Source organism: Modestobacter sp. VKM Ac-2984 (genome assembly GCF_026967985.1).
In the GTDB taxonomy this organism is placed as follows: domain Bacteria; phylum Actinomycetota; class Actinomycetes; order Mycobacteriales; family Geodermatophilaceae; genus Modestobacter.
In genome coordinates, this window is sequence record NZ_JAPVBJ010000005.1 from 191,530 (window position 1) to 213,583 (window position 22,054).

General features: G+C 70.8%; 36 protein-coding genes. 31 read left to right on the forward strand and 5 right to left on the reverse strand.

Going from position 1 to position 22,054, the window contains the following annotated elements:
* The first annotated feature begins 6 nt into the window (after positions 1 to 6).
* From rplD to truA, 30 genes are all read left to right on the forward strand, one after another.
* Positions 7 to 771 carry a 50S ribosomal protein L4 gene (gene rplD / locus O2W16_RS12575; protein ID WP_269159159.1) on the forward strand — a complete coding sequence of 255 codons (765 nt, stop codon included), beginning with the start codon at positions 7 to 9 and terminating at the stop codon, positions 769 to 771.
* Complete coding sequence (gene rplW / locus O2W16_RS12580) at positions 768 to 1,070, forward strand: 50S ribosomal protein L23 (protein WP_014742856.1); 303 nt, start codon at positions 768 to 770, stop codon at positions 1,068 to 1,070. The genes rplD and rplW overlap by 4 nt, the downstream gene beginning before the upstream one ends.
* Before the next feature lie 54 nt (positions 1,071 to 1,124).
* Positions 1,125 to 1,958, forward strand: a complete 834-nt coding sequence (gene rplB, locus O2W16_RS12585) for a 50S ribosomal protein L2 (RefSeq protein ID WP_036334274.1) — start codon at positions 1,125 to 1,127, stop codon at positions 1,956 to 1,958.
* 23 nt (positions 1,959 to 1,981) lie between these two features.
* The gene (gene rpsS, locus O2W16_RS12590) at positions 1,982 to 2,263 is read left to right on the forward strand and encodes a 30S ribosomal protein S19 (protein ID WP_036334275.1); all 282 of its coding nucleotides are present in this window, start codon (positions 1,982 to 1,984) and stop codon (positions 2,261 to 2,263) included.
* A gap of 28 nt (positions 2,264 to 2,291) precedes the next feature.
* A complete protein-coding gene (rplV, locus tag O2W16_RS12595) occupies positions 2,292 to 2,759 on the forward strand; it encodes a 50S ribosomal protein L22 (protein WP_442928911.1) in 468 nt (155 codons plus the stop codon).
* Entirely contained in the window at positions 2,759 to 3,688 is a 930-nt protein-coding gene (rpsC, locus tag O2W16_RS12600; protein WP_269159160.1) for a 30S ribosomal protein S3, read from the forward strand. The genes rplV and rpsC overlap by 1 nt, the downstream gene beginning before the upstream one ends.
* 3 nt (positions 3,689 to 3,691) lie before the next feature.
* Positions 3,692 to 4,108, forward strand: coding sequence for a 50S ribosomal protein L16 (gene rplP / locus O2W16_RS12605; RefSeq protein ID WP_014742851.1), 417 nt, complete (start codon positions 3,692 to 3,694; stop codon positions 4,106 to 4,108).
* Positions 4,108 to 4,341, forward strand: coding sequence for a 50S ribosomal protein L29 (gene rpmC / locus O2W16_RS12610; RefSeq protein WP_014742850.1), 234 nt, complete (start codon positions 4,108 to 4,110; stop codon positions 4,339 to 4,341). Before rplP ends, rpmC begins: the two co-directional genes overlap by 1 nt.
* The gene (gene rpsQ / locus O2W16_RS12615; RefSeq protein ID WP_269159161.1) at positions 4,338 to 4,643 is read left to right on the forward strand and encodes a 30S ribosomal protein S17; all 306 of its coding nucleotides are present in this window, start codon (positions 4,338 to 4,340) and stop codon (positions 4,641 to 4,643) included. Before rpmC ends, rpsQ begins: the two co-directional genes overlap by 4 nt.
* Before the next feature lie 200 nt (positions 4,644 to 4,843).
* A complete protein-coding gene (rplN, locus tag O2W16_RS12620) occupies positions 4,844 to 5,212 on the forward strand; it encodes a 50S ribosomal protein L14 (protein WP_026844850.1) in 369 nt (122 codons plus the stop codon).
* Between the two features lie 2 nt (positions 5,213 to 5,214).
* The gene (gene rplX / locus O2W16_RS12625; RefSeq protein WP_442928849.1) at positions 5,215 to 5,562 is read left to right on the forward strand and encodes a 50S ribosomal protein L24; all 348 of its coding nucleotides are present in this window, start codon (positions 5,215 to 5,217) and stop codon (positions 5,560 to 5,562) included.
* A 5-nt stretch (positions 5,563 to 5,567) separates the two neighbouring features.
* Complete coding sequence (gene rplE / locus O2W16_RS12630; RefSeq protein WP_331253751.1) at positions 5,568 to 6,152, forward strand: 50S ribosomal protein L5; 585 nt, start codon at positions 5,568 to 5,570, stop codon at positions 6,150 to 6,152.
* A 32-nt stretch (positions 6,153 to 6,184) separates the two neighbouring features.
* Entirely contained in the window at positions 6,185 to 6,370 is a 186-nt protein-coding gene (locus tag O2W16_RS12635; RefSeq protein WP_036334286.1) for a type Z 30S ribosomal protein S14, read from the forward strand.
* Positions 6,371 to 6,503: 133 nt separating this feature from the next.
* A complete protein-coding gene (rpsH, locus tag O2W16_RS12640; protein WP_269159162.1) occupies positions 6,504 to 6,914 on the forward strand; it encodes a 30S ribosomal protein S8 in 411 nt (136 codons plus the stop codon).
* Between the two features lie 15 nt (positions 6,915 to 6,929).
* The gene (rplF, locus tag O2W16_RS12645) at positions 6,930 to 7,469 is read left to right on the forward strand and encodes a 50S ribosomal protein L6 (protein ID WP_269159163.1); all 540 of its coding nucleotides are present in this window, start codon (positions 6,930 to 6,932) and stop codon (positions 7,467 to 7,469) included.
* Positions 7,469 to 7,885, forward strand: coding sequence for a 50S ribosomal protein L18 (gene rplR / locus O2W16_RS12650; RefSeq protein ID WP_081975217.1), 417 nt, complete (start codon positions 7,469 to 7,471; stop codon positions 7,883 to 7,885). Before rplF ends, rplR begins: the two co-directional genes overlap by 1 nt.
* Positions 7,886 to 7,922: 37 nt before the next feature.
* Positions 7,923 to 8,564 (forward strand): 30S ribosomal protein S5, encoded by a 642-nt coding sequence (rpsE, locus tag O2W16_RS12655; RefSeq protein ID WP_036334292.1) that lies wholly within the window; start codon positions 7,923 to 7,925, stop codon positions 8,562 to 8,564.
* 1 nt (position 8,565) lies between these two features.
* Positions 8,566 to 8,748, forward strand: a complete 183-nt coding sequence (gene rpmD / locus O2W16_RS12660; protein ID WP_164699904.1) for a 50S ribosomal protein L30 — start codon at positions 8,566 to 8,568, stop codon at positions 8,746 to 8,748.
* Positions 8,749 to 8,773: 25 nt separating this feature from the next.
* The gene (gene rplO / locus O2W16_RS12665; RefSeq protein WP_269159164.1) at positions 8,774 to 9,217 is read left to right on the forward strand and encodes a 50S ribosomal protein L15; all 444 of its coding nucleotides are present in this window, start codon (positions 8,774 to 8,776) and stop codon (positions 9,215 to 9,217) included.
* Between the two features lie 196 nt (positions 9,218 to 9,413).
* Complete coding sequence (secY, locus tag O2W16_RS12670) at positions 9,414 to 10,724, forward strand: preprotein translocase subunit SecY (protein ID WP_269159165.1); 1,311 nt, start codon at positions 9,414 to 9,416, stop codon at positions 10,722 to 10,724.
* Positions 10,724 to 11,356, forward strand: a complete 633-nt coding sequence (locus O2W16_RS12675) for an adenylate kinase (protein WP_269159166.1) — start codon at positions 10,724 to 10,726, stop codon at positions 11,354 to 11,356. Before secY ends, O2W16_RS12675 begins: the two co-directional genes overlap by 1 nt.
* Before the next feature lie 81 nt (positions 11,357 to 11,437).
* Positions 11,438 to 12,241: a type I methionyl aminopeptidase gene (gene map / locus O2W16_RS12680; protein WP_269159167.1), complete on the forward strand. Its 804-nt coding sequence runs from the start codon at positions 11,438 to 11,440 to the stop codon at positions 12,239 to 12,241.
* A 281-nt stretch (positions 12,242 to 12,522) separates the two neighbouring features.
* On the forward strand, positions 12,523 to 12,744 hold the full coding sequence (gene infA, locus O2W16_RS12685) for a translation initiation factor IF-1 (protein ID WP_012950459.1): 222 nt from the start codon (positions 12,523 to 12,525) through the stop codon (positions 12,742 to 12,744).
* Positions 12,745 to 12,817: 73 nt separating this feature from the next.
* Positions 12,818 to 12,931, forward strand: coding sequence for a 50S ribosomal protein L36 (gene rpmJ, locus O2W16_RS12690; RefSeq protein ID WP_014742835.1), 114 nt, complete (start codon positions 12,818 to 12,820; stop codon positions 12,929 to 12,931).
* Between the two features lie 14 nt (positions 12,932 to 12,945).
* A complete protein-coding gene (gene rpsM, locus O2W16_RS12695; RefSeq protein WP_036334299.1) occupies positions 12,946 to 13,320 on the forward strand; it encodes a 30S ribosomal protein S13 in 375 nt (124 codons plus the stop codon).
* Between the two features lie 128 nt (positions 13,321 to 13,448).
* Positions 13,449 to 13,856 (forward strand): 30S ribosomal protein S11, encoded by a 408-nt coding sequence (rpsK, locus tag O2W16_RS12700; protein WP_026844840.1) that lies wholly within the window; start codon positions 13,449 to 13,451, stop codon positions 13,854 to 13,856.
* 35 nt (positions 13,857 to 13,891) lie between these two features.
* Complete coding sequence (rpsD, locus tag O2W16_RS12705) at positions 13,892 to 14,518, forward strand: 30S ribosomal protein S4 (protein ID WP_269159168.1); 627 nt, start codon at positions 13,892 to 13,894, stop codon at positions 14,516 to 14,518.
* Between the two features lie 127 nt (positions 14,519 to 14,645).
* Complete coding sequence (locus O2W16_RS12710) at positions 14,646 to 15,713, forward strand: DNA-directed RNA polymerase subunit alpha (protein WP_269159169.1); 1,068 nt, start codon at positions 14,646 to 14,648, stop codon at positions 15,711 to 15,713.
* A 169-nt stretch (positions 15,714 to 15,882) separates the two neighbouring features.
* Positions 15,883 to 16,602 carry a 50S ribosomal protein L17 gene (gene rplQ / locus O2W16_RS21685; RefSeq protein ID WP_442928912.1) on the forward strand — a complete coding sequence of 240 codons (720 nt, stop codon included), beginning with the start codon at positions 15,883 to 15,885 and terminating at the stop codon, positions 16,600 to 16,602.
* Between the two features lie 37 nt (positions 16,603 to 16,639).
* Positions 16,640 to 17,476 carry a tRNA pseudouridine(38-40) synthase TruA gene (truA, locus tag O2W16_RS12720; RefSeq protein WP_269159170.1) on the forward strand — a complete coding sequence of 279 codons (837 nt, stop codon included), beginning with the start codon at positions 16,640 to 16,642 and terminating at the stop codon, positions 17,474 to 17,476.
* A 39-nt stretch (positions 17,477 to 17,515) separates the two neighbouring features.
* Here the strand turns inward: truA and O2W16_RS12725 are convergent, their stop codons facing one another.
* Together O2W16_RS12725 and mobA are read right to left on the reverse strand one after the other, a co-directional pair.
* A complete protein-coding gene (locus O2W16_RS12725) occupies positions 17,516 to 18,181 on the reverse strand; it encodes an NAD(P)H-binding protein (protein ID WP_269159171.1) in 666 nt (221 codons plus the stop codon).
* Positions 18,182 to 18,239: 58 nt separating this feature from the next.
* Positions 18,240 to 18,827, reverse strand: coding sequence for a molybdenum cofactor guanylyltransferase (gene mobA, locus O2W16_RS12730; RefSeq protein ID WP_269159172.1), 588 nt, complete (start codon positions 18,825 to 18,827; stop codon positions 18,240 to 18,242).
* 43 nt (positions 18,828 to 18,870) lie between these two features.
* Between mobA and fdhD the strand changes: the two genes are divergently transcribed.
* On the forward strand, positions 18,871 to 19,701 hold the full coding sequence (gene fdhD, locus O2W16_RS12735; protein ID WP_269159173.1) for a formate dehydrogenase accessory sulfurtransferase FdhD: 831 nt from the start codon (positions 18,871 to 18,873) through the stop codon (positions 19,699 to 19,701).
* Between the two features lie 85 nt (positions 19,702 to 19,786).
* On the opposite strand, the gene O2W16_RS12740 is transcribed toward fdhD, so the two are convergent.
* From O2W16_RS12740 to moeA, 3 genes are read right to left on the reverse strand one after another with little or no spacing between them, the layout of a single operon-like run.
* On the reverse strand, positions 19,787 to 20,284 hold the full coding sequence (locus O2W16_RS12740) for a MogA/MoaB family molybdenum cofactor biosynthesis protein (protein WP_269159174.1): 498 nt from the start codon (positions 20,282 to 20,284) through the stop codon (positions 19,787 to 19,789).
* Positions 20,281 to 20,784, reverse strand: a complete 504-nt coding sequence (gene moaC / locus O2W16_RS12745; protein ID WP_269159175.1) for a cyclic pyranopterin monophosphate synthase MoaC — start codon at positions 20,782 to 20,784, stop codon at positions 20,281 to 20,283. Before moaC ends, O2W16_RS12740 begins: the two co-directional genes overlap by 4 nt.
* A complete protein-coding gene (gene moeA / locus O2W16_RS12750) occupies positions 20,781 to 21,986 on the reverse strand; it encodes a molybdopterin molybdotransferase MoeA (RefSeq protein ID WP_269159176.1) in 1,206 nt (401 codons plus the stop codon). Before moeA ends, moaC begins: the two co-directional genes overlap by 4 nt.
* Positions 21,987 to 22,054: the final 68 nt, after the last annotated feature.

Genomic DNA, 22,054 nt, shown 5'->3' on the forward strand with positions numbered 1-22,054 from the left:
GCTGGCGTGACCGACACCCGGTCCGACCGGCAGGTCGACGTCCGGACGCCGGCGGGGGAGACCTCCGGCAGCGTCACGCTGCCCGGCGAGCTCTTCGACGCCCCGGCCAACGTCTCGCTGCTGCACCAGGTCGTCGTGGCCCAGCTGGCCGCGGCCCGCCAGGGCACGCACTCGACCAAGACGCGCGCCCAGGTCAGCGGCACCGGCGCCAAGCCGTACCGCCAGAAGGGCACCGGTCGTGCCCGTCAGGGTTCGCTGCGCTCGCCGCAGTTCACCGGCGGTGGCATCTCGCACGGCCCGCAGCCGCGCAACTACGAGCAGAAGACGCCCAAGAAGATGAAGGCCGCCGCCCTGCGCGGTGCCCTCTCCGACCGGGCTCGGGACGGCCGCGTGCACGTCGTCTCGGCGTTCGTCGAGGGGGACGCCCCCTCGACGAAGGCCGCGCTGAAGGTCCTGGACGCGATCAGCACCGCCAAGCGCGTGCTGGTCGTCCTCGACCGGGACGACGTCCTCAACTGGGTGAGCCTGCGCAACGTGCCGCGGGTCCACCTGATCGAGGCCGGTCAGCTCAACACCTACGACGTGCTGGTGTCCGACGAGGTCGTCTTCACCGAGACCGCGCTGGACGAGTACGTCACCGGCCCGGCCCGCGGCGGCAAGGGCGCGGCCTCCTCGGCCGAGCTCCCCGACCTGGAGACGCACGAGATCGACGGCGACGTGCCCTCGATCGCGCCGGCCACCACGACCGACACGACCGAGGAGAAGGCATGAGCGTCCGCGACCCCCGGGACGTGCTGCTGTCCCCGGTCATCTCGGAGAAGAGCTACGGGCTCCTGGACGAGAACAAGTACACGTTCATCGTCCGGCCCGACGCGAACAAGACCCAGATCAAGATCGCTGTGCAGCAGGTCTTCAACGTGAAGGTCCTCGCCGTCAACACGATCAACCGCCAGGGGAAGAGGAAGCGCTCCAAGGGCGCTGTGATGGGGAAGCGCAAGGACACCAAGCGCGCCATCGTCTCCGTTGCCCCCGGTGACCGCATCGAGCTCTTCGGTGGACCCGGCGCCTGAGCGCCGGTGACCACCGATCGGACCAGAGAGAACAGACAGGGACTCTGAGGAACCATGGCCATCCGTAAGTACAAGCCGACGACGCCGGGCCGCCGCGGCTCGTCCGTCGCCGACTTCGCCGAGGTCACCCGCGACCATCCCGAGAAGTCGCTGGTCCGACCGCTGCACGGTCGTGGCGGGCGCAACGTCCACGGGCGTGTGACTGCTCGTCACCAGGGCGGTGGGCACAAGCGGGCCTACCGTCTCATCGACTTCCGCCGGGCCGACAAGGACGGTGTGCCGGCCAAGGTCGCGCACATCGAGTACGACCCGAACCGCACCTCGCGCATCGCGCTGCTGCACTTCGCCGACGGGGAGAAGCGCTACATCATCGCCCCGGCGAAGCTGAAGCAGGGCGACACGGTCGAGTGCGGCCCGGCGGCCGACATCAAGCCGGGCAACAACCTGCCGCTGCGCAACATCCCGGTCGGCACGGTCATCCACGCCATCGAGCTGCGGCCCGGTGGCGGGGCGAAGATCGCGCGCTCGGCCGGCACGAGCGTCCAGCTGGTCGCCCGTGAGGGTCGTTTCGCCCAGCTGCGGATGCCCTCGGGCGAGATCCGCAACGTCGACGTCCGCTGCCGCGCCACCATCGGTGAGGTCGGCAACGCCGAGCAGTCGAACATCAACTGGGGCAAGGCCGGCCGGATGCGGTGGAAGGGCAAGCGCCCGACCGTCCGCGGTGTCGCCATGAACCCGGTGGACCACCCGCACGGTGGTGGTGAGGGCAAGACGTCCGGTGGCCGGCACCCGGTCAACCCGAAGGGCAAGCCGGAGGGCCGTACGCGCAAGCGCAAGGCCAGTGATGCCCTGATCGTGCGCCGCCGGCGCACGAACAAGAAGCGCTGAGCGGGTAGAGGAGTCCGACAGACATGCCACGCAGCCTCAAGAAGGGCCCGTTCGTCGACGACCACCTGCTCGCCAAGGTGGACGTCCAGAACGACAAGGGCACCAAGAACGTCATCCGCACCTGGTCGCGGCGTTCGACGATCATCCCCGACATGCTCGGGCACACGATCGCCGTGCACGACGGCCGCAAGCACGTCCCGGTGTTCGTCACCGAGGCGATGGTCGGGCACAAGCTCGGCGAGTTCGCGCCCACGCGCACCTTCCGTGGGCACGTCAAGGACGACCGCCGGTCGCGGCGCGGCTGAGCGACGACCAGGTAGAGAAGAGACCCAGATGACTTCCCAGTTGGGACAGGAGACGCCGGTCGCCCGGGCCACGGCCCGGTTCGTCAGCGTCACCCCGATGAAGGCCCGCCGGGTGGTGGACATGATCCGCTACCTGCCGACCGACGAGGCCCTGGCACTGCTGCGCTTCACGCCGCAGACCGCCAGTGAGCCGGTGGCCAAGGTCGTCGCCAGCGCGGTCGCCAACGCCGAGCACAACCTGCAGTTGGACCCCGCAGCGCTGGTCGTCAGCGCCGCGTTCGTCGACGAGGGCCCCACGCTCAAGCGGATCCGTCCGCGCGCCCAGGGCCGGGCGTTCCGCATCAACAAGCGGACCAGCCACATCACCGTCGAGGTGGCCGAGGTGAGCTCGAGCGCTGAGCTGGCCCTGCGGTCGCGCAAGGCACGTCGGGAGACCGGGCAGTCTGGCCCGGCCACTCAGCAGCAGAAGAGCAACACGAGGGGAGGGACCCGCTAGTGGGTCAGAAGGTCAACCCGCACGGGTTCCGGCTCGGCATCACCACCGACTACAAGTCCCGGTGGTACGCGGACAAGCTGTACGCGGACTACGTCAAGGAAGACGTGGCCATCCGGAAGCTCATGGGCAAGGGCATGGAGCGCGCCGGGATCTCGAAGGTGGAGATCGAGCGCACCCGTGACCGGGTCCGAGTGGACATCCACACCGCCCGGCCGGGCATCGTCATCGGCCGTCGCGGCGCGGAGGCAGACCGCATCCGCGGCGAGCTCGAGAAGCTCACCGGCAAGCAGGTCCAGCTGAACATCCTCGAGGTGAAGAACCCCGAGTCCGATGCGCAGCTGGTCGCCCAGGGTGTCGCCGAGCAGCTGTCCAGCCGCGTGAGCTTCCGTCGCGCCATGCGCAAGGCGATGCAGTCGGCGCAGCGCAGCCCGCAGGTCAAGGGCATCCGGGTGCAGTGCTCCGGTCGCCTCGGCGGCACGGAGATGAGCCGCTCGGAGTTCTACCGCGAGGGTCGCGTCCCGCTGCACACGCTGCGCGCGAACATCGACTACGGCATCTACGAGGCCCGCACGACCTTCGGCCGCATCGGCGTGAAGGTCTGGATCTACAAGGGCGACGCCAGCGGCTCGCGCGCCGAGCGGGAGGCCCTCGAGGCCCTCGCCCAGCGTCAGCAGCGCCGTGAGCGGGCCCAGCGTCCCCAGCGTCGGTCCGGCTCGTCCGGCACCACCGCCGGGGGCACCGAGGCCGGCCGTGCAGCGGCCGACGCCCCGGTCTCCACCGAGCAGCCGTCCGAGGCTCCCGTCGAGGCCACCAGTGCCGTCGCCGTCGCCTCGGGTGAGGCTGCTCCCGCACAGAGCATCGGCGAGGCTGCCGGTGCTGAGGGCACCGCGGCTGCGAAGGCCGCCGGCGCCGAGAACACGGAGGGCTGACCAGTGCTCATCCCGCGTCGGGTCAAGCACCGCAAGCAGCACCACCCGGACCGCACCGGGCGGGCCAAGGGCGGCACCGCGATCAACTTCGGTGACTTCGCGATCCAGGCTCTTGAGCCTGCCTACGTGACGAACCGGCAGATCGAGTCCGCTCGTATCGCCATGACCCGTCACATCAAGCGTGGCGGCAAGGTGTGGATCTCGATCTACCCCGACCGTCCGCTGACCAAGAAGCCGGCCGAGACCCGCATGGGTTCCGGCAAGGGCTCGCCCGAGTGGTGGGTGGCGAACGTCAAGCCGGGTCGGATCATGTTCGAGCTGTCGGGTGTCGCCGAGCCGGTGGCCCGCGAGGCCATGCGCCGCGCGATCCACAAGCTCCCCATGAAGTGCCGCTTCATCACTCGCGAAGGAGAGGTGTGATGGCCGCCGGCCTCACTGCGCCTGAGCTGCGCGAGCTGTCCGCCGACGAGCTGGCCACCCGGCTGCGCGAGTCGCGCGAAGAGCTGTTCAACCTGCGGTTCCAGGTGGCCACCGGCCAGCTGGACAACAACCGGCGACTGCAGACCGTCCGCCGCGACATCGCCCGGATCTACACGATCATGCGCGAGCGCGAGCTGGGTCTCTCGGTCGCCCCGAACGAGGGTGTCGCATGAGCGAGGTCACGAACACCAGCACCGAGACCTCGACCGGGCCCGGCCTGGCCGGGCGTGGCTACCGCAAGGTCCGCGAGGGCCTGGTCGTCAGCGACAAGATGGACAAGACCATCGTCGTCGAGGTCGAGGACCGTGTGAAGCACGGGCTCTACGGCAAGGTCCTGCGCCGCACCAGCAAGCTGAAGGCGCACGACGAGCAGAACACCGCCGGCATCGGCGACCGGGTGCAGATCATGGAGACGCGCCCCACCTCCGCCACCAAGCGGTGGCGTCTGGTGACGGTCGTGGAGAAGGCCAAGTAAGAAGTCGACAGCCGGCCCCTCGGGGCCGGTGAGCAGGGAGTACCCTGGACGACTGGCGCGCTCTTCGGAGCGCGCCACATCCCGGGACCCGTGCACGGACGCACCGGCGGCGATCGCTGCCGGTGCGTCCGCACGTGGGTACCGGACAGCCGGTTCACCGATCCGGTCCGGCTGTCACCACTCAGATTCAGGAGCAGGAAGTGATCCAGCAGGAGTCGCGGCTCAGGGTCGCCGACAACACCGGGGCCAAGGAGATCTTGTGCATCCGCGTGCTCGGTGGCTCGGGGCGTCGCTACGCGGGCATCGGTGACGTCATCGTCGCCACCGTCAAGGACGCGCTGCCGGGCGCAGGCGTCAAGAAGGGCGATGTGGTCAAGGCCGTCATCGTCCGCACGGTCAAGGAGCGCCGTCGTCCGGACGGTTCCTACATCCGCTTCGACGAGAACGCCGCGGTGATCATCCGCGACAGCGGCGACCCGCGCGGTACGCGCATCTTCGGCCCGGTGGGCCGGGAACTGCGCGACAAGCGCTTCATGCGGATCATCTCGCTCGCTCCGGAGGTGTTGTGATCATGGCTCAGCCGACGAGCGGGAAGACCCCGTCGATGAAGGTCAAGAAGGGCGACTCCGTCGTCGTCCTGGCCGGCAAGGACAAGGGTGCCAAGGGCCGCGTCATCGCGGCGTTCCCCCGGACCCAGAAGGTCCTGGTGGAGGGCATCGGCCGGGTGAAGAAGCACACCCGGATCAGCACCACCCAGCGCGGTGCCCAGCAGGGCGGGATCGTCACGCAGGAGGCCGCCATCCACGTGAGCAACGTGATGGTGATCGACTCCGAGGACAAGCCGACCCGGGTCGGTTACCGCAAGGACGAGGAAGGCCGCAACATCCGGGTCTCGCGGCGCACCGGTAAGGACCTCTGAACACCATGAGCGCACCCACCCGTGAGCTGCCCCGCATGCTGGCCCGGTACCGCGAGGAGATCGCACCGGCCCTGCAGTCCGAATTCGGCTACCCCAACGTCATGCAGATCCCCGGTCTCGTGAAGATCGTGGTCAACATGGGCGTCGGCGAGGCCACCCGTGACGCCAAGCTGATGGACGGCGCGGTCCGCGACCTCACCGCCATCACCGGCCAGAAGCCCGCCGTCGTGCGGGCCCGCAAGTCGATCGCGCAGTTCAAGCTGCGCGAGGGCATGCCGATCGGCGCGAAGGTCACCCTCCGCGGTGACCGCATGTGGGAGTTCCTGGACCGGCTGCTGTCGCTGGCCCTGCCCCGCATCCGCGACTTCCGCGGCCTGAACCCCAAGCAGTTCGACGGCCACGGCAACTACACCTTCGGTCTGACCGAGCAGTCGATGTTCCGTGAGATCGACGTCGACAAGATCGACCGGCCCCGGGGCATGGACATCACCCTGGTGACCACCGCCACCACCGACGAGGAGGGCCGGGAGCTGCTGTCGCGGCTCGGGTTCCCCTTCGCCGGCCAGACCGTCGTGAACACCACCCGCTGACGCGGTCTGCGTAGAAGGTAGGAGACCAAGAGATGGCCAAGAAGGCCCTTGTCAACAAGGCGGCTCGCACGCCGAAGTTCGCCGTCCGCGGCTACACCCGCTGCCAGCGGTGCGGTCGGCCGCACGCGGTCTTCCGCAAGTTCGGCCTGTGCCGGATCTGCCTGCGGGAGATGGCCCACGCCGGCGAGCTGCCCGGCGTGACCAAGTCCAGCTGGTAACAGACGCAGTACGGCCCGCCCCGCACGGGGCGGGCCACTCGCTCCCGGGCACGCCCCGGAGCACAACCCACGTCGCCGAGAGGCCCGCGCACGACAGCGTGCGGAACCGCGGCGAGAGAGGCACGACGCACCCATGACGATGACCGACCCGATCGCGGACATGCTCACGCGGATCCGCAACGCCAACCAGGCGTACCACGACGCCGCGGCCATGCCGTCGTCGAAGCTCAAGACGAAGGTCGCCGAGATCCTCCAGCAGGAGGGTTACATCGGCGGCTGGACCGTCAACGACGTCGAGGTCGAAGGCCACGTCCGCAAGGAGCTGGTGGTCTCCCTCAAGTACGGCCCCAACCGCGAGCGCAGCATCGCCGGTGTCCGTCGGGTGTCCAAGCCCGGCCTGCGTGTCTACGCGAAGTCGACCGCCCTGCCCAAGGTCCTCGGCGGCCTCGGGGTGGCGATCATCTCCACCTCCACCGGGCTGCTGACCGACAAGCAGGCGAACAAGAAGGGCGTGGGTGGGGAAGTCCTCGCCTACGTCTGGTAAGAGGAGCGAGCAGACATGTCACGGATCGGACGACTCCCGATTCCGGTGCCGAGCGGGGTTGACATCGCCATCGACGGGCGAACGGTCAACGTCTCCGGGCCGAAGGGGAAGCTCAGCCACACGGTGGCAGCTCCCATCACCGTCGAGCGCGGTGAGGACGGGACCCTGCTGGTGCAGCGTCCCAACGACGAGCGGGAGAGCCGGGCGCTGCACGGCCTCTCGCGGACCCTCATCGCCAACATGATCACCGGCGTCACCCAGGGGTACGAGAAGACCCTGGAGATCGTCGGCGTCGGCTACCGCGTGCAGGCCCGCGGGTCGGACCTCGAGTTCGCCCTCGGCTTCAGCCACCCGGTGCTCGTCAAGGCCCCTGAGGGGATCGCCTTCACCGTCGAGGCCCCCACTCGCCTGCGGGTGAGCGGGATCGACAAGCAGCAGGTCGGCGAGGTCTCCGCCAAGATCCGCAAGATCCGTCGTCCCGACCCGTACAAGGGCAAGGGCGTGCGGTACCAGGGCGAGGTCGTCAAGCGCAAGGTCGGGAAGACGGGCAAGTGATGGCACAGGCAGCCAAGACCGAGAAGGGTGTCCGGGTGCACAAGCCCGTCGGCACCGACGTCAGCACTGCGCGCCGCGTCTCGCGGCTGCGCCGGCACAACCGGCTGCGCAAGCGCGTCGGCGGTACGCCGGAGCGCCCGCGCCTGGTGGTCAAGCGCAGTTCGCGGCACATCCACGTCCAGGTGGTCGACGACACGGTTGGCCGTACCCTGGCCAGTGCGTCGACCATGGACGCCAGCCTGAAGGGCGCGGAGGGCGACAAGTCCGCTCTCGCCCGTCAGGTCGGTGCCCTGGTCGCGGAGCGTGCCAAGGCCGCCGGGATCGCCGCCGTCGTCTTCGACCGCGGTGGCAACCGGTACGCCGGGCGCATCGCCGCCCTGGCGGACGGCGCCCGCGAAGGCGGGCTGGACTTCTGATGAGCACCATCATTGAGCAGATCGAGAGGGACGTCTGATGCCAGGACCACAGCGACGCGGCGGTGGCGCCGGCGGGACGGGTGGCCCCGGCGGTGCCGGCGGCGGCAACGACCGCCGTGACCGCCGCGACGGCGGCCGCGGCCCCGGTGGCGGTACCGCCGAGAAGAGCCAGTTCATCGAGCGCGTGGTGGCCATCAACCGCGTGTCCAAGGTCGTCAAGGGCGGTCGGCGCTTCAGCTTCACGGCGCTGGTCATCGTCGGTGACGGCAACGGCACCGTGGGTGTCGGCTACGGCAAGGCCAAGGAGGTGCCCGCGGCGATCGCCAAGGGCGTCGAGGAGGCCAAGAAGCACTTCTACAAGGTGCCTCGCATCGCCAGCACCATCCCGCACCCGGTGCAGGGTGAGGCAGCTGCCGGAGTCGTGCTGCTGAAGCCGGCCAGCCCCGGTACCGGTGTCATCGCCGGTGGTCCGGTGCGCGCCGTGCTGGAGTGCGCCGGCATCCACGACATCCTGTCCAAGAGCCTCGGGTCCTCGAACCCGATCAACATCGTCCACGCGACCATGCAGGCGCTGAAGGACCTCGTCCGTCCCGAGGAGATCGCGGCTCGCCGTGGTCTGCCTCTGGAGGACGTCGCCCCGGCCGCCATGCTGCGTGCGCGGGCCGGTCAGGGGGTCTGAGATGGCTCAGCTGAAGGTCACCCAGGTCAAGTCGGCCATCGGCACCAAGCCGAACCAGCGTCAGACGCTGCGTTCGCTCGGGCTGAAGCGGATCAACGACTCGGTCGTCCAGGAGGACCGTCCCGAGATCCGCGGGATGGTCGCGACGGTGCCGCACCTGGTCGCCGTCGAAGAGATCGTCTGAGCGTCGGGCGAGAAGGAATACTGACATGACTCTCAAGGTCCACCACCTGCGTCCGGCTCCGGGCGCCCACACCAAGAAGACCCGCGTGGGTCGTGGTGAGGGCTCCAAGGGCAAGACGGCCGGTCGCGGCACCAAGGGCTCCGGCGCTCGCGTGCAGGTCTCGGCCCGCTTCGAGGGCGGCCAGACCCCCCTCTTCATGCGGCTGCCGAAGCTCTCTGGCTTCAAGAACAACAACAAGGTCGTCTTCCAGGTCGTCAACCTGGACCGGATCGCCTCCCTGTTCCCGCAGGGCGGGACCATCGACCCGGACACGCTGGCCGACGCCGGTGCCATCCGGCGTGGTCAGCCGGTCAAGGTCCTCGGTACCGGCGAGCTGGGCGGGGTGAAGGTCGACGTGCAGGCGCACGCCTTCTCGAAGTCCGCTCTGGAGAAGATCGGCGCTGCCGGGGGCAGCACCACCCAGATCTGACCGCCGACGGCCCCTGGGGCGCGCACCCGAGCAGGGTGACTGCGCCCCAGGGGTCGTCTGCTGTCCGGTCGTGGACCGGGCTGCACCACACTCGTCCAGGTCCGCCGGACCCCGCTCACCTCGTCCCCGTGGGACGGTGGCGGTGGGGATGTCGGCCGACGTTGATAACCTCACACGACCAACTCGGGGAGGGCACGTGCTGCAGGCGTTCGCCGCGGCGTTCCGGACGCCAGATCTCCGGCGCAAGCTGCTGTTCTCCCTGGCGCTGATCGCCGTCTACCGGCTCGGCGCCAGCGTCCCAGGGCCGGGTGTGTCCACCGAGGCGATCAACAGCTGTCTGGACCTGGCTGCGGCCTCCGACCAGCGCGACGTCTACTCGCTGGTGAACCTGTTCTCCGGCGGGGCACTGCTGCGGCTGTCGGTCTTCGCGCTCGGCATCATGCCGTACATCACCGCGAGCATCATCGTCCAGCTCCTGGTCGTGGTGATCCCACGGTTCGAGCAGCTGAAGAAGGAAGGGCAGTCGGGTCAAGCCAAGCTGACCCAGTACACCCGCTACCTGACGATCGCGCTGGCCGTGCTGCAGAGCACCGGGATCATCGCCCTGGCCCGGAGTGGCCAGCTCTTCCCGAACTGCCCGCAGGACATCATCCCGTCGGACTCGGTGTGGACCACGGTCATCCTGGTCATCACGCTGACCGCGGGCACCGCCGTGATCATGTGGCTGGGCGAGCTCCTCACGGAGAAGGGGATCGGCAACGGCATGTCCGTGCTGATCTTCACCTCGATCGCCGCCCGGATCCCGGCCGAGGGCGGCGCGATCCTGCAGACCCGCGGGGCCTTCATCTTCGCCGTCGTCTGCGTCTTCGCCCTGGTGGTCATCGCCTCGGTGGTCTACGTCGAACAGGCGCAACGCCGCATCCCGGTGCAGTACGCCAAGCGGATGGTCGGGCGCCGGATGTACGGCGGGACGTCGACCTACCTGCCGCTGAAGGTGAACCAGGCCGGCGTCATCCCGGTCATCTTCGCCTCGTCGCTGCTCTACCTGCCGCAGCTGCTCAGCCAGCTGCAGAGCGACTCGAGCGGCCCGGTCCGTCGGTTCTTCGAGAACTACGTGATCAACCAGAGCAGCCCGGTGCACATCGCCATCTACTTCGGGCTGATCATCTTCTTCACGTACTTCTACGTGTCGATCACGTTCAACCCCGAAGAGCGGGCCGACGACATGAAGCGCTACGGCGGCTTCATCCCGGGCATCCGTCCCGGCCGGCCCACAGCCGAGTACCTGCAGTACGTGCTGTCGCGGATCACCCTGCCGGGGTCGATCTACCTCGGGTTGGTGGCCGTGCTGCCCAACCTGTTCCTCTCGATCACCCAAGAGGGGCAGAACCAGAACTTCCCGTTCGGCGGGACCGCGGTGCTGATCATGGTGGGAGTGGGCTTGGAGACGGTGAAGCAGATCGAGACGCAGCTCAACCAGCGCAGCTACGAAGGGTTCCTCCGCTAGTGCGCATCGTGCTGTTGGGCCCTCCCGGAGCCGGCAAGGGGACCCAGGCCCAGATCATCGCCGCGCGACTCGGCGTGCCCGCGATCTCCACCGGGGAGATCTTCCGCGCGAACGTGGGCGGCGACACCGAGCTCGGCAAGCAGGCGAAGGTCTACATGGACGCCGGCGACCTGGTGCCCGATGCGATCACGGTCGCGATGGTCTCCGATCGCCTGGCCGAGCCCGACGCGAAGGCCGGCTTCCTGCTCGACGGCTTCCCGCGCACGATCGCCCAGGCCGAGCAGCTGCGTGACTCGCTCGCGGAGATGGGCCACGCGCTGGACCGTTGCCTGGAGCTCGTCGTGGACGAGGACGAGCTCGTGCGCCGGCTGTCCGGCCGGCGGATGCTGGTCGACGGCGAGTGGGTCCAGCGCGAGGACGACAAGCCCGAGACGGTCCGGCACCGGCTCGAGGTCTACCGGGAACAGACGGCGCCGCTGGCCGGGTTCTACGAGAAGGTCGGGTTGCTCAGCCAGATCGACGCGATCGGTGAGATCGACGAGGTGACCCGGCGCGCCCTGGAGGCGCTCGGCGCCGACGAGGCGCTGGCCGACGAGTCCGGCGACGAGTCCGGCGACGAGTCCGGGCGCTGACCTTGCGAGGCCGTGGTGCACGGTGACCGCGGTGTCGGATGGGCGTCCTGGTTGCCGCTGGTGGCGAAGTGGAGTGGACGCATGATCCAGATCAAGACCGCGCACGAGATCGAGCTCATGCGCGCCTCCGGGTTGGTCACCGCCGGTGCCCTCAAGGCCGTGCGCGCCGCCGTCCGGCCCGGGGTGACCACCGGTGAGCTCGACGCGATCGCCGAGGACCACATCCGCTCGGCCGGCGCGGTGCCGAACTTCCTGGGCTACCACGGGTTCACCGGGACCATATGTGCGTCGATCAACGACGAGGTGGTCCACGGCATCCCGAACCCCGACCGGACGCTGGCCGAGGGCGACAACATCTCGATCGACTGCGGCGCCATCCTCCAGGGCTGGCACAGCGACTCGGCGATCACCGTCTCCGTCGGCACGCCGTCCGCAGCGGACGTGGCCCTCCTGGAGGTCACCGAACGCTCGATGTGGGCCGGGCTGGCCAAGGCCGTCGCGGGTGGGCGGCTGACCGACATCAGCCACGCCGTGGAGGAGTCGATCACTGCGCACGAGCACCGGTACGGCATCGTCGACCACTACGGCGGGCACGGCATCGGCACCGAGATGCACCAGGACCCGCACGTCCTGAACTACGGGCGTCAAGGCCGTGGCCCCAAGCTCGTCCCCGGCCTGGCCCTGGCGATCGAGCCGATGGTGACGGTCGGCGACCCGGCCACCGTCGAGCTGGACGACGGCTGGACGGTCGTCACCAAGGACGGCTCTCGCGCCGCGCACTTCGAGCACAGCGTCGCGATTACGCCGGAGGGACCGTGGGTCCTGACGGCGGAGGACGGGGGCCTGGCCGGCCTCGCGCCCTTCGGGGTCACCCCTCGCTCCTGACCGGCTGCCCTCGGGTGCCCCCGCGTGCGGTTGGAGGGGGCGAGGGGACCGTCACCACGGGCCGGGTTGGAGCCCTGGTGCTGTGGGGAGTACAGTGGCCGATGGCGTTCGCGCCGTCCGTCGTCGTGCTGTGGCCGTACGCCGTCGGACGCCCTCAGCGAGATCGCCCGCACCACGGCACCTGAGTCATCGGGTGCATCCAGCAAGGAACCCCGCACCACCGCCCGTGTCATCCCGGCATGGGCGCATGCAGTCTGATCGAACGAGGAGGCCGTGTAGGCGTGGCAAAGAAGGACGGGGCCATCGAGGTCGAGGGTCGTGTCGTCGAGCCGCTGCCCAACGCGATGTTCCGGGTCGAACTGCAGAACGGGCACCGGGTGCTCGCCCACATCAGCGGCAAGATGCGGCAGCACTACATCCGGATCCTGCCCGAGGACCGCGTGGTCGTGGAGCTCTCGCCCTACGACCTGACCCGCGGCCGCATCGTCTACCGCTACAAGTAACCCGCTGCCGGTCCGGGTCCCACGCGTGGGTCCGGGGGTCGGCGCACGATCTACAGGAATGAGGGCGGCACCGGTGAAGGTCCAGCCGTCGGTGAAGAAGATCTGTGACAAGTGCAAGGTGATCCGCCGGCACGGCCGGGTCATGGTCATCTGCGAGAACGCCCGGCACAAGCAGCGCCAGGGCTGAGGGAGTACCTGACAATGGCACGACTTGCTGGCGTCGACCTTCCCCGCGAGAAGCGGATGGAGATCGCGCTCACCTACATCTACGGGATCGGGCCCACGTCGGCCAAGGCGACCCTGGCCGCAACGGGCGTCAGCCCGGACCTGCGGGCCAAGGACCTGACCGACGAGGACCTGCTCAAGCTGCGCGACTACATCGACGAGCACTTCCGCGTCGAGGGTGACCTGCGCCGTGAGGTGGCTGCCGACATCCGCCGCAAGGTGGAGATCGGTTGCTACCAGGGTCTGCGGCACCGCCGCGGCCTGCCGGTGCACGGGCAGCGCACCAAGACGAACGCGCGCTCGAGCAAGGGCCCGCGCAAGACCATCGCGGGCAAGAAGAAGGCCCGCTGATCTCAGCACGTCGGCGCACCGTCGAGGGTCCGTAGGGCCGGACCGGCGGTGCGCCTGAGCAGGACCGTCCACTCGGCTAGGACCGGGTGGGCGACCAGGCCACGAACACAGACTCAGACCGGAGAGAGATGCCTCCCAGGGCTCGCGCGGCAGCTGGCACCAAGAAGGTGCGCCGCAAGGAGAAGAAGAACGTCGCTCACGGCGCGGCGCACATCAAGAGCACCTTCAACAACACGATCGTGTCGATCACCGACCCCACGGGCAACGTGATCAGCTGGGCCTCGGCCGGGCACGTCGGGTTCAAGGGCTCCCGCAAGTCCACGCCGTTCGCGGCGCAGATGGCTGCGGAGAACGCCGCCCGCAAGGCGCAGGAGCACGGCATGCGCAAGGTCGACGTCTTCGTCAAGGGCCCGGGCTCCGGTCGGGAGACCGCGATCCGCTCGCTGCAGGCCACCGGCCTCGAAGTGGGTCAGATCCAGGACGTGACGCCTCAGCCGCACAACGGCTGCCGCCCCAAGAAGCGCCGCCGGGTCTGACCGGTCACTGACGAGACGAACTAGGAGTACCTGACGTGGCCCGTTACACCGGAGCCGACTGCCGTTTGTGCAGGCGCGAGAAGATGAAGCTGTTCCTCAAGGGCAGCAAGTGCGAGTCCCCCAAGTGCCCGATCGAGATCCGGCCTTACCCGCCGGGCGAGCACGGCCGGGGTCGCAGCAAGGACAGCGAGTACCTGCTCCAGCTTCGTGAGAAGCAGAAGGCCCGCCGCATCTACGGCGTGCTGGAGAAGCAGTTCCGCGGTTACTACGAAGAGGCGAACAAGAAGTCGGGCAAGACCGGTGAGGTCCTGCTGCAGATCCTCGAGTCCCGCCTCGACAACGTGGTCTACCGGGCCGGCTTCGCCGAGTCCCGCGACATGGCCCGCCAGCTGGTGCGCCACGGCCACATCAAGGTCAACGGTCGCAAGGTCGACATCCCGTCCTACCGGGTGAGCGCCAACGACATCCTCGAGGTGGCTGCGAAGTCCGCCGAGATGGTGCCGTTCCAGCTCGCCCAGGCCAAGGCCGGCTCTCGTCCGGTGCCGCCGTGGCTGGAGGTCATCTCCTCGCAGCTGAAGGTGTTGGTCCACAACATCCCGGCGCGCCAGGTGATCGACACCCCGGTCCAGGAGCAGCTGATCGTCGAGCTCTACTCGAAGTGATCGGCCGGTAGGACAGCACGACTGCAGGACCAGCACGGCGGCGGGACGGGCGGACCGATGTCCGTCCCGCCGGCACCACCCCCTCACGGCGTCATATGGCGGGTGCCGGAGGACCTGAAGGAGAACCATGCTCATCGCACAGCGTCCGACCCTCGCCGAGGAGACCATCGACGCCCAGCGCTCTCGGTTCGTCATCGAGCCGCTCGAGCCGGGTTTCGGTTACACCCTCGGCAACTCGCTGCGTCGCACCCTGCTGTCCTCGATCCCCGGCGCTGCTGTCACCAGCATCCGGATCGAGGGCACCCTGCACGAGTTCACCACCGTGCCGGGCGTCAAGGAGGACGTCACCGAGATGATCCTGAACCTCAAGGGTCTCGTGGTCAGCTCCGACTCCGACGAGCCGGTGACCATGTACCTGCGCAAGCAGGGGCCGGGTGAGGTCACGGCGGCCGACATCGCACCGCCGGCCGGTGTCGAGGTGCACAACCCCGACATGCACATCGCCACGCTGAACGCGAAGGGCCGGCTCGAGATCGAGCTGGTCGTCGAGCGTGGCCGCGGCTACGTGCCGGCCACCCAGAACAAGCAGCCCGGCCAGGAGATCGGTCGCATCCCCGTCGACTCCATCTACTCGCCGGTGCTCAAGGTGACCTACGCGGTCGAGGCGACCCGTGTCGAGCAGCGCACCGACTTCGACCGCCTGGTGGTCGACGTCGAGACGAAGCCGTCGATGGAGCCCCGCGACGCCATCGCCAGCGCCGGCTCGACGCTGGTCGAGCTCTTCGGGCTGCTGCGCGAGCTGAACATCGACGCCGAGGGCATCGAGGTCGGGCCCAGCCCGGCCGAGGCCGCCGACATCGCCAACTTCTCGATGCCCATCGAGGACATGGACCTCACCGTCCGGTCCTACAACTGCCTCAAGCGCGAGGGCGTGCACACCGTCGGTGAGCTCGTCACCCGCTCCGAGGCGGACCTCCTCGACATCCGCAACTTCGGTGCCAAGTCGATCGACGAGGTCAAGCTCAAGCTCGCCGCGATGGGCCTGGCACTGAAGGACAGCCCGCCCGGGTTCGTCCCCACCTCGGTCGAGAGCTACGACGAGGGCTACGAGACCGACGCCTACCAGGGCGACGCTGCCTTCGGCGATCCGGCCACGCTGGACGAGGGCACCTACCAGGAGACCGAGCAGCTCTGACAGGCTGTTCGTGATCCGGGGCGCGGCCGGCGGGGGAGACCCTGTCGGCCGAGCCCCGCACCGAGCACTGAGCACTGGCCATCCCACGGTGGCCCAGCAGCACGCAGCACTGCGATGTGGACGACGCAGCCGGCACACGCCCCGCCCGGCCGCCTGAGGAAGGACCGACATGCCCACCCCCACAAAGGGCCCCCGTCTCGGCGGCTCCCCCGCGCACGAGCGGCTGATGCTGGCCAACATGGCCACCTCGCTGTTCGAGCACGGGCGGATCACCACCACCGAGGCCAAGGCCAAGCGGCTGCGGCCGCTGGCCGAGAAGCTGGTCACCTTCGCCAAGCGCGGTGACCTGCACGCCCGTCGGCAGGTGCTGACGACGATCCGGGACAAGGACGTCGTGCACCACCTGTTCGCCGAGATCGGCCCGCGCTTCGCGGACCGTCCCGGTGGCTACACGCGCATCGTCAAGGTCGGTCCCCGCAAGGGCGACAACGCACCGATGGCGATCATCGAGCTGGTCGAAGGCCAGACGGTGGCGCAGCAGGCCGTCGGCGAGGCCGAGCGTGCTCGCGGCACCCGGTTCGCGGCCGGCGCTGGCGCGTCGGCAGCCGCCGGCGAGGTGACCGCGGACGCGGTCGCCACGGACACCGACGAGTCCGCCGAGGCCGAGGAGGTCGTCACCGACGTCTTCGTGCCCGACGGCGAGCGCCAGGACGACGGCGACGTCACCCCGGAGCCGACATCGGAGAACCTCGCCGTCGTCGACGACCCGACACTCAGCCCCGACGTGGCCGCTGCGGCCGCTGCCGAGGTCGAGGCCGCCGAGACCACGGATGCGGCAACCGCGGGCGCCCAGGCCCCCGGTGGCGAGCCGGCCACCGACCCGAAGTGAGTTGAGACCGTCCCCGACGGTCCACCCCATGCAGGACATGCGCGCTGACGAGCCCGCCACCGACCTCGGTGGCGGGCTCGTCCGCGTCCGGCTGGGCATCGCCTACGACGGGACCTCGCTGCACGGATGGGCCCGTCAGCCCGGCCTGCGCACCGTGCAGGGAGAGCTGGAGCTGGCCCTGGCCACCGTGCTGCGGGCCGACGTGGACCTGACCGTGGCAGGCCGCACGGACGCCGGCGTGCACGCCACCGGCCAGGTGGCCCACACCGACCTGCCGCGAGAGCTCTTCGCTGCTCATCAGGACCGGCTGCTGCGACGGCTGCGGGGCGTGCTCGCACCGGACATCGCCGTGACCTCAGCCGTGGCGGTCACGCGCGACTTCGACGCGCGTTTCTCCGCGTTGGCCCGCCACTACGTGTACCGGCTCACCGATGCTGACGCCGGGCCACCACCGCTGCGCCGGGCCGACACGGTCGGTTGGTCGCGCCGGGTAGACGCCGACGCGATGCAGACCGCCGCGCGACTGCTGCTCGGGCAGCAGGACTTCGCAGCGTTCTGCCGCCGCCGCGAGGGGGCGACGACGATCCGCACCCTGCTCGCCCTGGACGTCCGGCGAGACGGTGACCTGGTGCAGGTCCACGCGTCGGCCGACGCCTTCTGCCACTCGATGGTCCGCAGCCTCGTCGGGGCCCTCGGCGCCGTGGGCGAGGGACGCCGGCCGCCGGAGTGGCCGGCGTCCCTGCTCAGCCAGAGCGAGCGGGCCAGTGACGTGCCCGTCGCCCCGGCCGGTGGCCTGACGTTGCTGCGGGTCGACTACCCGGACGACGCGGAGCTCGCGACCCGTGCGCAGGTGACCCGGGCGAAGCGCAGCTGACCGCTGCCAGCCGCTGCACGGCGGGCCGGGGTCCGGCCGTCAGGGGAGCGCTCGGACGGCCTCGGCGATCGGGGTGTCGCCGGTGAGCAGCTCCACCACGGTGCCGTCCTTCGGGTCGTCGAGCAGGGCCAGCAGGACGGCGGCGACGTCATCGCGGGGCACCTCGCCGCGGTCAGTGGTGTGCTCGAGGCGGACCCGGCCGGTGCCGGGGTCGTCGGTCAGGCTGCCCGGCCGGATCACCATGGGGGACAGGCCCTCGCGGGAGAGCACATGCTCCTCGGCGGCCAGCTTGGCCCGCAGGTAGGCGACGAAGACCTCGTCCATGTCCTCCGGGGGTGCGTCGCCGGCCACCATCTCGACGCCGATCGAGGAGATCAGCAGGTAGGGGCTGACGCCGGCGGCGACGGCCGCGTCCGCCAGCAGCACGGCGGCGCCGCGGTCGACCGAGTCCTTGCGCTCGATGCCGCTGTCCGGGCCACCGCCGGCGGCGAACACCACGGCGTCGGCGCCGGAGACGACGGCGGACAGCTCCTCCACCGAGGCCTGCTCCAGGTCCAGCACCACCGGCTCGACCCCGTCGGCCTCCAGGTCGGCACGGTGGTCGGGGTTCCGGACGATGCCGACGGCGGTGTCCCCCCGTTGGCTCAGCAACCGGCCGAGGCGGCGGGCGATCTTCCCGTGGGCTCCTGCTGTGACAACGCGCATGATGCGGGCCTACCCGGGGCCGGCCGCTCCCACGCAGGCCGGCTCCGTGGCGAACGGCTCACTCGCTGGTCGGTGCGGCGCGGGCGCGGGCCAGGTCCGCCGGGGTGTCGCAGTCGGTCCACGGCGCCGGACGGCCGGGCGTCGTCCCCGGCCGGTGACGGCCCACCGAGAGCGGGGACAGGACGGCCCGCAGCGGGGTGTGCGGGCGGGGGTCCCGGACGGCGTCGCGCAGGGCCGCGGTCCGCCAGACGCCGAGCAGGAGCTGGTCCCGGCCGGTGTCGTCGACCACCAGCATGCCGTCCTCGGCCAGCTGCCGGCGCAGGGCGGTGACCAGGTCGCGGGTGAGGAAGGGCAGGTCGGCGGCGAGGACGGCGACCACCTCGGCGTCCCCGACCGCGGCCAGCCCAGCGGCGAGCGCGGGCACCGGACCGCCACCGGCGGGGACCTCGCGGACGAGCACGACGCCCTCGGGGACGGGCTGGGGCGGTCCGACCACGACGACCGGGTCGGCGTTCCGGACGGCGGCCAGGACGGCGGCGAGCATGGTGCGTCCGCCGACGTCCAGCTGCGGCTTGGGCTGCCCGCCGAGCCTGGCTGCGCGGCCGCCGGCCAGCACGACGGCCGCGAAGGGCGGGAGCGAGGTCATGGCCGCCAACGGTAGGGCGCGGGCGGTGAGTACCGTCATCGGCGTGGGACGAGTCACCAGCCGCACCCCGGTGCTGCGCATCCGCGGCACCGTGCACACCCGACGGCCCGACACGGTCGCCTCCGAGGAGCCCCTGGAGATCCGGCTGGGCGGCACCCCCCTCGCGGTGACGATGCGGACGCCCGGCGACGACTTCGACCTCGTGCACGGCTTCCTGACCACCGAGGGCGTGATCGCCTCGGCTGCGGACATCGCCGGGCTGCGGTACTGCAACTCCGTCGACGACGAGGGCCGCAACACCTACAACGTCGTCGACGTCGACCTGGCGCCCGGCGTCGAGGCCCCGGACACCGCGCTGGACCGGAACTTCTACACGACCAGCTCCTGCGGGGTCTGCGGCAAGGCCAGCATCGACGCGATCCGGACGAAGACCGCCTACGACGTCGCCGCCGACGACACCCGGCTGACCCTGGAGACGCTGCTCGCGTTGCCGGACCGGCTGCGCGCCGCCCAGCAGGTGTTCGACAAGACCGGAGGGCTGCACGCCGCCGGTCTGTTCACCGCCGAGGGCGAGATGGTCGCGCTGCGCGAGGACGTCGGCCGGCACAACGCGGTGGACAAGGTGGTCGGCGACGCGGTGCGCGAGGGCCGGGTGCCACTGGCCGGGCACGTGCTGATGGTGAGCGGCCGCTCGTCCTTCGAGCTGACCCAGAAGGCGGCGATGGCCGCGGTGCCCGTGCTCGCCGCGGTGTCGGCACCGAGCTCGCTGGCCGTGGAGCTGGCCCAGGAGGTCGGCATCACCCTGATCGGCTTCCTCCGCGGCGACGGCTGCAACGTCTACACCCACCCGGAACGCCTGGTCCTGCCCGACTAGGCACACCGAGCCGGGCACGAGCACGGACACGGCTCAGCGCAGGCCGGGACGGCTCCTGGCCGCGCTGGAGCGCGGCAGCGCGAGATCAGACATGGTCCCCGCCGCGCAACTGGCTGACCACGTGCGGCAGGAGCGGCCCGAGGACGGCCAGGCCGTCACGGACGCCGCCGGTGGAGCCGGGCAGGTTGACGATCAGGGTGCGGCCGGCGGTGCCGGCGACCCCGCGGGACAGCACCGACGTGGGCACCTTCCCCTCGCCGTACCGGCGCACCGCCTCGGCGATGCCGGGGGCCTCGCGCTCCAGCACCGCCCGGGTGGCCTCGGGGGTGACGTCGGTGGGCGAGAGCCCGGTGCCGCCGGTGGTGAGGACGACGTCGGCCCCGCCGGCCACGGCCTCCCGCAGCACCTCGGTGAGCGCCGCGACGTCGTCCGGGCGCACGTGCGGGCCCTCCACGGTGAAGCCGAGCCCGCGCAGCCCGTCGGCGAGCGCCTGCCCGGAGCGGTCCTCGTAGACCCCGGCCGAGGCGCGGTTGGAGGCGGTGAGCACGACGGCCCGGGCGTCGCCCGGCAGGTCGGAGCTCATCGCGTCCAGTCGCCCTTCTTGCCGCCGGACTTGGCGAGCAGCCGGACGTCGGTGATGCAGGCGCGCGGGTCGACGGCCTTGACCATGTCGATGACGGTGAGCCCGGTGACGGCGACCGAGGTGAGCGCCTCCATCTCCACGCCGGTGCGGTCGGCGGTGCGGGCGGTGGCGGTGATCTCCACGGCGTCGTCGGTGACCTGGAGGTCGACGGTCACGCCGTGCAGCGCGATCGGGTGGCACAGCGGGATCAGGTCGGGTGTGCGCTTGGCCCCGGCGATGCCGGCGATCCGGGCCACCGCGATGGCGTCGCCCTTGGGCACCCCGGTGCCGCGCAGCAGCGCCACCACCTCGGAGCTGACCAGCACCCGGCCGGCGGCGGTGGCCACTCGCGCGGTGACCGCCTTGGCGGTGACGTCGACCATCCGGGCGGCACCGGTCTCGTCGACGTGGGTGAGCCGTGCGGGGTGGTCGGGGGGTGTGCCGTCGGGGGAGGTGGTCACTGCAGTGCTCCTTCGATCAGGACGACGGTGATCCGGGCGCCCTCGGGCAGGTCGGTGACGTCCTCGGGGACGACGACCAGGCAGTTGGCCCGGGCGAGGTGGGCGACCAGGTGCGAGCCGGGCCCGCCGACCTGGTCGACGACCTCGCCGTCGAACCAGCCGCGGAGGAACTGCCGGCGGCCGGCGGGGGAGCGCAGCGGGGCGGTGAGCCGGGCGCTCGTGCGCAGCCGGTCGGGGGAGCTGTGGCCGAGGGCGCGGCGCAGTGCGGGCCGGACGAACACCTCGAAGGAGACGAAGGAGCTCACCGGGTTGCCGGGCAGCGTGATCACCGGGACGCCGTCGACCGTGCCGGCGCCCTGCGGGCCGCCCGGTTGCATGGCGACCTTGCCGAACTCGACCGTGCCGAGCCCGGCGAAGGCGTCCTTGACCACCTCGTAGGCGCCGGCGCTGACCCCGCCGCTGGTCACCAGCAGGTCGGCGCCCGGCAGCTCGGCGCGCACGGTGGTGAGGAACTGCTCGACGTCGTCGGGCACGAAGTGCAGCGTGCGCGCCTCGCCGCCGGCCTCAGTGACGGCGGCGGCCAGCAGCACCGAGTTGGACTCGTAGATCTGGCCCGGCTGCAGCGGGCGGCCCGGTTCGACCAGCTCGCTGCCGGTGGAGAGGACCAGCACCCGGGGGCGGCGCCGCACCGGCACGGTGTCGTACCCGACCGCGGCGGCGAGCCCCAGCTGGGCCGCGCCGAGCGCGGTGCCGGCGGGCAGGGCCAGCTCGCCGGCCCGGATGTCCTCCCCGGCGTGCCGCAGGTGGGTGCCGGCCGGAGGGGAGGAGCTGATGGTGACGACGTCGGTGCCGGCGTCGGTGCGCTCGACCGGGACGATCACGTCCGCGCCGTCGGGCACCGGGGCGCCGGTCATGATGCGGTGCACCGTGCCGGCCGACAGGGGCGGCACGTCGGTGCGCCCGGCCGGCAGGTCGGCGCCGACCGGCAGCCTCACCGGCACCTCCGCGGTGGCGGCCCCGACCTCGGCGTGCCGGGCGGCGTAGCCGTCCATCGCGGAGTTGTCGAAGCCGGGCAGCGCCACCCGTGCGGTCAGGTCGCGGGCGAGCACCCGTCCGGCGGCCGCGGCGAGCGGGACGTCCTCGACCGGCAGCGGGGCGAGCAGCCCGGCGACCGCTGCCTGGTGTTCCTCGACGGTGCGCACGCCGCCCATCCTCACCGATGCCCCGGCAGCGCGTCGCGGCGCGGGCCGGGGCGGCGCCGGGTCCGGTG

Excerpts from the sequence above, each read along its gene's own strand:
- rplW (WP_014742856.1), top strand. The coding sequence starts at position 768 with ATGAGCGTCCGCGACCCCCGGGACGTGCTGCTGTCCCCGGTCATCTCG.
- rplB (WP_036334274.1), top strand. The coding sequence starts at position 1,125 with ATGGCCATCCGTAAGTACAAGCCGACGACGCCGGGCCGCCGCGGCTCG.
- rpsS (WP_036334275.1), top strand. The coding sequence starts at position 1,982 with ATGCCACGCAGCCTCAAGAAGGGCCCGTTCGTCGACGACCACCTGCTC.
- rplV (WP_442928911.1), top strand. The coding sequence starts at position 2,292 with ATGACTTCCCAGTTGGGACAGGAGACGCCGGTCGCCCGGGCCACGGCC.
- rpmC (WP_014742850.1), top strand. The coding sequence starts at position 4,108 with ATGGCCGCCGGCCTCACTGCGCCTGAGCTGCGCGAGCTGTCCGCCGAC.
- rpsQ (WP_269159161.1), top strand. The coding sequence starts at position 4,338 with ATGAGCGAGGTCACGAACACCAGCACCGAGACCTCGACCGGGCCCGGC.
- rplX (WP_442928849.1), top strand. The coding sequence starts at position 5,215 with ATGGCTCAGCCGACGAGCGGGAAGACCCCGTCGATGAAGGTCAAGAAG.
- rplE (WP_331253751.1), top strand. The coding sequence starts at position 5,568 with ATGAGCGCACCCACCCGTGAGCTGCCCCGCATGCTGGCCCGGTACCGC.
- O2W16_RS12635 (WP_036334286.1), top strand. The coding sequence starts at position 6,185 with ATGGCCAAGAAGGCCCTTGTCAACAAGGCGGCTCGCACGCCGAAGTTC.
- rpsH (WP_269159162.1), top strand. The coding sequence starts at position 6,504 with ATGACGATGACCGACCCGATCGCGGACATGCTCACGCGGATCCGCAAC.
- rplF (WP_269159163.1), top strand. The coding sequence starts at position 6,930 with ATGTCACGGATCGGACGACTCCCGATTCCGGTGCCGAGCGGGGTTGAC.
- rplR (WP_081975217.1), top strand. The coding sequence starts at position 7,469 with ATGGCACAGGCAGCCAAGACCGAGAAGGGTGTCCGGGTGCACAAGCCC.
- rpsE (WP_036334292.1), top strand. The coding sequence starts at position 7,923 with ATGCCAGGACCACAGCGACGCGGCGGTGGCGCCGGCGGGACGGGTGGC.
- rpmD (WP_164699904.1), top strand. The coding sequence starts at position 8,566 with ATGGCTCAGCTGAAGGTCACCCAGGTCAAGTCGGCCATCGGCACCAAG.
- rplO (WP_269159164.1), top strand. The coding sequence starts at position 8,774 with ATGACTCTCAAGGTCCACCACCTGCGTCCGGCTCCGGGCGCCCACACC.
- map (WP_269159167.1), top strand. The coding sequence starts at position 11,438 with ATGATCCAGATCAAGACCGCGCACGAGATCGAGCTCATGCGCGCCTCC.
- rpsM (WP_036334299.1), top strand. The coding sequence starts at position 12,946 with ATGGCACGACTTGCTGGCGTCGACCTTCCCCGCGAGAAGCGGATGGAG.
- rpsK (WP_026844840.1), top strand. The coding sequence starts at position 13,449 with ATGCCTCCCAGGGCTCGCGCGGCAGCTGGCACCAAGAAGGTGCGCCGC.
- O2W16_RS12710 (WP_269159169.1), top strand. The coding sequence starts at position 14,646 with ATGCTCATCGCACAGCGTCCGACCCTCGCCGAGGAGACCATCGACGCC.
- rplQ (WP_442928912.1), top strand. The coding sequence starts at position 15,883 with ATGCCCACCCCCACAAAGGGCCCCCGTCTCGGCGGCTCCCCCGCGCAC.
- truA (WP_269159170.1), top strand. The coding sequence starts at position 16,640 with ATGCGCGCTGACGAGCCCGCCACCGACCTCGGTGGCGGGCTCGTCCGC.
- O2W16_RS12725 (WP_269159171.1), bottom strand. The coding sequence starts at position 18,181 with ATGCGCGTTGTCACAGCAGGAGCCCACGGGAAGATCGCCCGCCGCCTC.
- mobA (WP_269159172.1), bottom strand. The coding sequence starts at position 18,827 with ATGACCTCGCTCCCGCCCTTCGCGGCCGTCGTGCTGGCCGGCGGCCGC.
- O2W16_RS12740 (WP_269159174.1), bottom strand. The coding sequence starts at position 20,284 with ATGAGCTCCGACCTGCCGGGCGACGCCCGGGCCGTCGTGCTCACCGCC.